This is a genomic window from Delftia sp. ZNC0008 (genome assembly GCF_000799035.1).
In the GTDB taxonomy this organism is placed as follows: domain Bacteria; phylum Pseudomonadota; class Gammaproteobacteria; order Burkholderiales; family Burkholderiaceae_C; genus Comamonas; species Comamonas tsuruhatensis.
Window position 1 is genome coordinate 1 of the sequence record NZ_JTKZ01000732.1, and the last position, 7,668, is coordinate 7,668.

Consider the following 7,668-nt stretch of genomic DNA (forward strand, 5'->3'; position numbering starts at 1 on the left):
CCGCAGCAGCAAAACCGGCGGCCGAGAAGGCCGACCAGAGGAAAAAGCCGAGGAGTTTGGTCATGGCAGCTCGCGCAGGCATTCCATGGATTGCGGGCCGGTCCACACGACTGCATGACTTGGCGGGCAGGCCTGGGCGGAGCTGTGCGCGCGCTGCACGTCTGCTGCGCCGTCCACCGGCTCCTGGGCCGCGCCGGCATCTGCGCAGGCGCTGAGCACCAGAGCCACCAGCAATGCCAAGCACAGCAGCAGCCAGCCGCCGGGCGTGGGGGCCGGGCCCGGCCCGGCAACAGGGCCGGGGCGCGAGGCCTCGCGGAGAAAGCGCGCATCTGGGTCAGGATTGAAGGGCTCGGATGGGATCACTCGTTGCATTTGGGCTCTCCAGAAACAGCAATCCCGCCAGAGGGCGGGATCGGGGTGGTGGCTGCTTGCCGCTGCAGGCGCTGGGCCTCCTGCTCGGCGATGAGGCGCTCTTCTTCGCGCCAGTCCGCATAGGTCTGCGGCTCATATGCGACGCGGCCGCGTTCGCCGCGCAGGCGGTTGAATCTGAATCTCACGATGAATTCCCAAAAAATAGCCCGCCCTGCATTGCTGCAAGGCGGGCCAATGCCGCACGAGGCGGACCCCACAAAAACACAAGCCGTCAGTGTTGCTGAGAGCTTGCCAATGCCCGCACGGTGCAGGCGCGAGGAAGAAAAAGTCCGGTGCCCTTTCAGGGCGTGCCTATGAATTCCAGGAGAACCATGAGTCAGCCATAGGCCCGGTAGTCAACCGAGGTTCAACTTGTGACCGGGAACATTGGTCCGGCCAACACAGCGACGTAGAGAGAGATGAGGGTCACCACAGACCAGAAAAATGTTAGGAAAATATGCCGCATCACAATCCTCCTCAAGTCATTGAAAAAGCGCGCGAATCGCCCGAGAAAAAGCCTTCGAAAAACGTCGGAAGGGGCTGCGAGATCTCCTGCTTCGTAGCTGTATGAGCTGGTAGCTGCCCCTTACCGGAAAAGCCTCCAATAGGCTCCTGTGATAGCGAGCATCCGGGTCTGGATTGAAAGACTCACTGGGCACAACTTGACTCATGCTTACCTCCATCAGCAGGGTTTTGCAGGGCTTGGGACAGACGCTATTTCAGCTTCTTGTGAGGCCTCTGCTTGCGAGCAAAGACAGGTTGGTCATGTAGGTCCGACAAGCCCTGCCTGTATGAATTTCTTGGACAAGGTGTCCGCGTGGGACGCGAGAGGAAAGTGGGAGCGGAGCTTCCTTGTGCCTGTGGCGGCCCCGTAAGGGGCCACATGCATGCGTGATGCAAGCGCTTCAAGGCCAGAGTCGCCAACAATGGTTTACATGAGCCAAGAAGCGGCGCTCTTAGACTGTTGCCCGCAACTCTATGCAAGGCTCCCACATGAAAATCGCTTTCGCCATGGCCGTTGCGGCCTTTGTTCTCGACGGCTGTGCTGTGTATGACGATGGCTACCGTGGCGGGTACAAGAGCCATCCTCACGGTTGCCCGCCTAGCCAAGCCAATAAGGGCAACTGCTGAACTCCAGAACCCGCCTCGGCGGGTTTTGTTTTTTGGGGTCCCTGCGAGCGTCCCGGTCCTCAGACGAAAAGGCCCGCGAGCGGTGAAGCTGCGGGCCTTGGAAGAAAAATGCCGATGCCGTGTTGGCGTGCCCGGGGAAGGGATTTGAGAGGGAGGGAGGAGAAGTCTCCCGGGCTCGGCGGAATCTGGTGGAAGGCAGTATGAGGGCTGATTCTTAAGAAATGCTTTACGGCTTGTAAAGAAAGTGCTGGGCTTCCACCTGCTGCGGCTTGCGAGGCCTCTGCGACCCCGTGGCCAGGGTAAGGATGATGGCATGCCGTGTAAGCCCCGGCTTCCCTCTATCGACGGTGGCTAGATTTTCACTGCTTGCAGGCGGGCAAATGCCTGTCACGATTGGCCATCAAGAAAGCGCGCTGCGGCTTCAATCTGGAACTTGCTCCTTGCCCAGCTTCAACGTGCCGCCCCTGGTAGGCAAGGTGCGCGCTTTCTTGGTGGACCTGGCCGGAGCCAGGGGCCGCTGCATCTGGTAGCAGCTGCACGGCATCAACATGCCGCACCGTTTATTTGCTCCGTGGTGTCATCTCACTGCGTGCGTCACCGGAATGCCAGGGCGGTGTTCCATCGTCGGCTCCAAATGCGCTGGCGCGCACCCTTCACAGCCTCCCGCCTACTCTCTACAGGGCATGCCGCCCGCAGTTCCTTCCCTATGCCGTGGACCGTGCTTTGACGGACTGGCAACCGCGCGGAGACGCGGCGCGCTGACCTGGCCCATGCCCAGGAGCGCCATTGCGCCGGACGAATGCCCCTCGGGTGGGGCAAGCAACATCGGCGTGCAGTGCGAGAGCTGAGTGCAGATTGGATGAGGCGGCCATCTGAGATACTTGCGGCGGGCGCTCGCAACGCCCACTGCGGCAAGCGAGGCCGCATAAGGTGATGCTTGATGCTGCTGGGCGGTTGCCCGTCCATGGCACGCTCGGCGATATGAGCGGCAGCATCAAGGAGAGCCGATGCCAGAAGCCTATTCGCGGTAAGCAACTGGCCGCGCCAGCAAGGGCGCGTGATAAGTGCAAAGCGGGTTCTTGACCCGTGGCCACGGGTCTTCACCGGAGCAATCCAAATGAAGACTTCTGTGCGTGTGAGCATCAAGATCGACGTGGCCAAGTGCCTCCAAGCCATCGGCTACATCGTTCTGCTACTGATGCTGTGACCGAGTGGGGCGGGCTGGAGCGATCCAGCCCGCTTCCCGCTGAACTTCTTACGCGCCGTCAGCGGCCGCCTCAACCAATCTGTACTCAAGCTCTCTTGTTAAAGACCGGGGCCAGCCCGGTCGATGCCGTGGTGCCCAACGTTCTGCATGTGGATGCTTCCGTTGAGATGAATTTAAACATGGTGTTTTTTCGTTGTCAACAAAGTGTTGCAACATGGTGTTTATTTTTTGATGTTAAAAAGCCCGCACAGGGCGGGCTGGAGATCGTTGCGCTGCGACTTCTACGCGTACTCTAGGAGCTTGGAAGCACCTTCTTGAGCAGTATGGACAGGCAGCAAGCGAATGCCATGAGGCCCTGCTTCCTGCTCGATCTCCTCGATGTTTGTCTTGGTCTGAGCCTGTTGTCGAGGTGTCAGCGTCGCATCGTCGAGCCGCGCCACCGCCCAAATCAATGCGCCAGTCCTGATTGATGCCAACTCCATTGCTCGTGAAATCTCCCACAGCCGAGCGCGTGCATCCCTAACGCAGGAACTCTGCCTTACCGGATGCAGTACGCCGAAGTGCGCGACGATCCTTGGCGAAAAGTAGCCAAACCGGACAGTTTGCCCGCCATCAATCAGCGGCCACCCCTTGCCAAATCCTTCTGCAAGGTCAGGCCTTCTAGAGACAACAATGTCACGCACCTCGGTACTAAATCGCTTGTTCACCTCTTCAGGAGCTGCAACATCTGACTCCTCTAGCTCGTCCAATTTGTCTAGGCTCGACAATGACGAATAAAGCAGGGCCGCTGTTCGCAACAACTCGCCAACTGTCGAGGCTTCTGTGGCACGGATTTCGCCAGGGCACAACCCCATGATTGGAGTCGCAACCGCACCAAGACCCGCTGCATTTGCGGCGGCGGCCATCATGTCAAGACTGGTTTCGATGAGACGCCGAGCGCCGTTGCTTGCATGCTGACCATACAGGCAGTCAAGCACATCATCGCGGATGATCCTCTTGCCTTCGAATTGCCCCGAGAATTGGTGAACGACACCGACCATCAGCCGTTCGCCCGTACCGTTGACGGGCTCCCAAAAGACGGGCTGCCAGGCGGTGAGTGATGCGGTGTCGTTCATGCGCCAGATAGTAAGTCTTGTGGGGCAGGAAAGCGAGCCAGGATGCGTGTACCCAGGCCATTCAAACGGGAGGCGACAAGGCTTGCGAAGGCCTCTGTTCCTGCGCAATGCTGGGATGCAGCAGTGGGGGTGTCTCTGTTGACTGCCATCCACGCTGCTAGGGCTGAAGTTTTGATCGAGGTGGCTTGCTGCGTCGTGCCCACCATCGCCGCGAGCTTGTTCACGTCTTGTTGGTGCTGTGCAAGCCCGAGTGCGAGCTCATGGTCGATCCATGCAACATCTTGCCCATCCCAAAGAATGTTGCCGAGGTTCCTGTCCCGATTGTCGATCGCCTCATCTGCCATCAGTGCCGTAGGGGTCTGCGCGAGCTGGGAGACGATGCCCATCGCCACCTGAACTACTGCATTCAGTGCTGGACCCTCAGGCATTCCTGCGATGCCCAAGCGCTGCTTGAGGCTTGGGTAGGTGGCGTCCGCGCTCGCAAATGAAATCACATCCCCCTCATCGACCAGATAAGGATCAGGGACGCTCAAGCCCCATCCACGCAGCAAGAGGGCGCTGAATGCTTCTGCAAGAACACGTTGTCGATCCATGCGCTTCAGTACTGCCCCACGAATGCTGCCATCGGATAACGAAAGCACGCACCGCATTGCACCACTCACCCCGTCACCGGCCGGTGTTTCACTGCCACGCATCAGACGTGCTGTTTCAAGCTTCATTCAGATGTCTCGATGCAGTTGGAATTGGAATAGTGTAAAGGCTAAAAAACCATAGAGTCAGGGCCAACACTGCCTGCGACTCGTTCCACGCAATCAATTTCCTGCCGACCAATTGTCATTGGCTCATAGCCGTTGTTAATGCTGAGGAGCTGAAGCTCATCACCCCTCACCCAATTCAACTGTTTTAAAACACAGTTTCCATCGTGTAGTTTGACCACGACATCTCGTCCTGGTTGGGCCTCAATGCTGGGGGTCACCACAACAAATTCTCCAGCTCGATATCGAGGGTGCATGGAGTCACCTTTGATGCGAAGAGCGTACGCGCGAGGATCTCCGGTCCAGTAAGTGACCCACCCGTCCGGCGTGTTGTCCTGGACCAGGTATCCATCTGGACCTGCGCGGACGCTGCCGGTGACAGGGATGCTGCGTGACTTCTTCAACTCAGGAGCTGGTTCAACGTTGGTGATATCCCCGGGTGCTGAGTCGCCTGTCATTGAGCCTTCGCCATATTTCATCCACCTCATGCTGATGCCGCGCTCTGCTGCTGCGACGAGGCCATCACTTGACGGCCCACGGCTCTCCCAGTTTTTTGCAGTCTGAGAGTTGGCCAGCCCCAGGAATTGCGATACGTCAGTTGGCCCTACGGTGGGCTTGCTCGTCATGCTGGCTACGGCCTGATAGATGCGCTGAGTGACAGGATGCATGTTGTGATTTTTCAACAAAACGTTTAAACGTGCAGTTGCAACACTGTGTTGATGTATCTCTCAACATGGTGTTTAATGGTGGTTATGAACGCTGCCGCCACCGACCTCATCAACCGCCTCGGTGGGAGCACCGCTGTAGCCAATCGGCTTGGCTGGTGCTCCCTCAATGGTTCGCGCCGAGTTAACAACTGGAAGCGTCGCGGCATCCCGCCGAAGATCCAGCTGCAAAACGACTGGCTTCGTCAGCCGTCGGATTTTGATCGGCCGGCCCCCCAGGAGCCAGGCCATGCATAGCCCCCGCAAGTCCAAGCGGCCGGGCCCGCTGCCGCACCAGAAGCGCATGCGTAGTTGGCGCCGGCACTTGGGAGCCATGCAGCAGGCACGCGAGTTGGCTGTCAAGGCCTCGCGCATGCACCTTGGCGTGATGGCCATCTTTGAAGCGATGCGCTCGCCAGAAGTCCGTGCAATCAGCCCCGAGCTGGGTCGGGCGCAGTCATCCAGTCCAAGTGCGTCTTTGCGCGCACCAAAGTCTCCTTGCCCCCATCGAGAAGGATGCTTGGCTGAACTTGGAGCTGTGCCGCGATCCGCTGAGCCAGGGCCGCAACCTCTTGGTGATTCTCTGAAGACAGGAGCACGGCCCGGAGGAGAAGCATGACAGCCATTCGCTGTCCGGCGTTCTCTTCGACTTGGCTCTCGAGCATCTCCACGCGATGCGAAAGCAACTGCACCAAATCCAGGTTGTGCTGTAGCGATTGTTTGAGCAGTTCGATGTCGTTTTCCATGTCCGCCCCTCCTGGGAATGGTTGTGTAGGAACTTCCATTCTGCCCTGGGAGGTGGCGGGCACCCTTTTCAAGAATCAACCCCAGGAGTAGTCCCGCATGCGTGACGCCCCCCAAGTACTGAGCCGTGCGGAGATTGACGCGGCGGATCGAATCATCAAGGCACTGAAGGGGCTGGCCCCCCAGGAAGCAGAGCGCGTGCTGGCGCATGTCCAGGCCCGGTTGGACGAGGCTGAAGGTGGCGACGTGATGTTTGCCCGCGGCATCGCTGGCCCCAATGGGGCTCTGGACACCTGCATGAAGACGTGGGTTGACAGTGGGACTGCGGAGCTTTTCAGGCGTCGTGCGGCCATGCGCAAACAGAACTCGTCGGCCTGCCAGCGGGACTGCATTTACCTGCTGGTCCACGAGAAGACTTACACGTTGATGGTTGCGGAAAAGGCGTTGCATGACGCTGATGCTATGGACCTGCGGGAGCATTTGGCAGGCCCATTTCCGGCCCGGAAATTCTGGGGGCCCGGGCAATGAACGCGATCACTGCAATTTCCGCCGCCGTGCTGACCATGAGCAGCGAAGAAATCGCTTCTTTGGTGGAGTCCCGCCACGACAACGTGAAGACCTCCATCGAGCGCCTGGGCGCGCGCGGCGTGATCCAACTCCCTGCGTTGCAGGAAGTCCGGAACCATCTCGGCCAGACCGTGAGCGTCTACCAACTGTGCAAGCGCGACAGCTATGTCGTGGTGGCGCAGCTGTCTCCCGAGTTCACTGCGCGCCTGGTGGACCGCTGGCAGGAGCTGGAGGCCCAGGCCGCCCCGGCGCTGCCTGATTTCTCCAACCCTGTGGCCGCCGCGCGCGCCTGGGCAGATGCCAAGGAATCGGAGCTGCGCACGGCCGAGGCGCTTGCCCTGGCCGCGCCCAAGGCGGAATTCGTGGATCGCTTCGTGGCGGCCGAGACCGGCGCCATGGGCTTCCGCCAGGTCTGCAAGCTGCTGCGCGCGAACGAGGAGCGCTTCCGGGCCTTTCTGCTGGACAACAAGGTGATGTACCACCTGGGCGGCCGGCTGACTCCGCTGGCCCAGCACCTGGACGCGGGCCGTTTCGTGGTGAAGGCTGGCCATGCCCAGCACAGCGACCACGCCTTCACGCAGGCCAAGTTCACAAGCAAGGGCGTGACGTGGATTGCCGGCCTGTGGGGCCAGCACCAGGCCCGCCTGGCGCAGGAGGGCGGGCAGCAATGAGCACGATGATCATGGCGGCCTGCTGGCCGCTGGCGATGTCCCCAGCGCAGAAGGCTGTGCTGATTTCCCTGGCCGACCAGGCCAACGATGACGGCGTGTGCTGGCCTGGCGTTGCAACGATTGCGAAGCGCACCTGCCTGTCTGAACGTGCGGTGCAGGATGCCATCGCATGGCTGCAGACCGTGGGCGTGGTGTTCCGTGAATACCGGGTCAATTCGAGCACCAGCTACACCATCACGCCGGCCAACTTCAACCCGGCGGCCGCTCCAGCCAAGCGCAAGCGCGGCACGGGTGCAGATGCCGCACCGGGTGCAAATGGCGCACCCCCCGCAAATGGCGCACCGGGTGCAGACGGCGCACCAC

General features: G+C 60.1%; 9 protein-coding genes. 3 read left to right on the forward strand and 6 right to left on the reverse strand.

Translation table 11 applies throughout. The features are described 5' to 3' along the window. Positions 1–60: 60 nt before the first annotated feature. The 6 genes from L995_RS23745 to L995_RS23765 all read right to left on the reverse strand — a co-directional run bounded on the left by L995_RS23745 (position 61) and on the right by L995_RS23765 (position 6,069). On the reverse strand, positions 61–372 hold the full coding sequence (locus L995_RS23745; RefSeq protein ID WP_047473921.1) for a hypothetical protein: 312 nt from the start codon (positions 370–372) through the stop codon (positions 61–63). After that, the gene (locus tag L995_RS23750) at positions 360–557 is read right to left on the reverse strand and encodes a hypothetical protein (protein ID WP_046988704.1); all 198 of its coding nucleotides are present in this window, start codon (positions 555–557) and stop codon (positions 360–362) included. Before L995_RS23750 ends, L995_RS23745 begins: the two co-directional genes overlap by 13 nt. 2,473 nt (positions 558–3,030) lie before the next feature. Further along, entirely contained in the window at positions 3,031–3,864 is an 834-nt protein-coding gene (locus L995_RS23755) for a hypothetical protein (RefSeq protein ID WP_047473922.1), read from the reverse strand. Then, entirely contained in the window at positions 3,861–4,583 is a 723-nt protein-coding gene (locus L995_RS23760) for a hypothetical protein (protein ID WP_156136121.1), read from the reverse strand. The genes L995_RS23755 and L995_RS23760 overlap by 4 nt, the downstream gene beginning before the upstream one ends. Before the next feature lie 41 nt (positions 4,584–4,624). Next, complete coding sequence (locus L995_RS32310) at positions 4,625–5,287, reverse strand: S24 family peptidase (RefSeq protein ID WP_082001615.1); 663 nt, start codon at positions 5,285–5,287, stop codon at positions 4,625–4,627. A 467-nt stretch (positions 5,288–5,754) separates the two neighbouring features. Further along, on the reverse strand, positions 5,755–6,069 hold the full coding sequence (locus L995_RS23765; protein WP_047473924.1) for a hypothetical protein: 315 nt from the start codon (positions 6,067–6,069) through the stop codon (positions 5,755–5,757). 97 nt (positions 6,070–6,166) lie between these two features. On the opposite strand from L995_RS23765, the gene L995_RS23770 reads away from it, so the two are divergent. From L995_RS23770 to L995_RS23780, 3 genes are all read left to right on the forward strand, one after another. Then, positions 6,167–6,595, forward strand: a complete 429-nt coding sequence (locus L995_RS23770; RefSeq protein WP_047473925.1) for a hypothetical protein — start codon at positions 6,167–6,169, stop codon at positions 6,593–6,595. Positions 6,596–6,630: 35 nt separating this feature from the next. Beyond that, complete coding sequence (locus tag L995_RS23775) at positions 6,631–7,305, forward strand: phage antirepressor KilAC domain-containing protein (protein WP_231574517.1); 675 nt, start codon at positions 6,631–6,633, stop codon at positions 7,303–7,305. After that, positions 7,302–7,668, forward strand: a 367-nt coding sequence (locus L995_RS23780) for a helix-turn-helix domain-containing protein (protein ID WP_047473927.1), incomplete at its 3' end; no start/stop codon positions are given. The genes L995_RS23775 and L995_RS23780, both read left to right, overlap by 4 nt.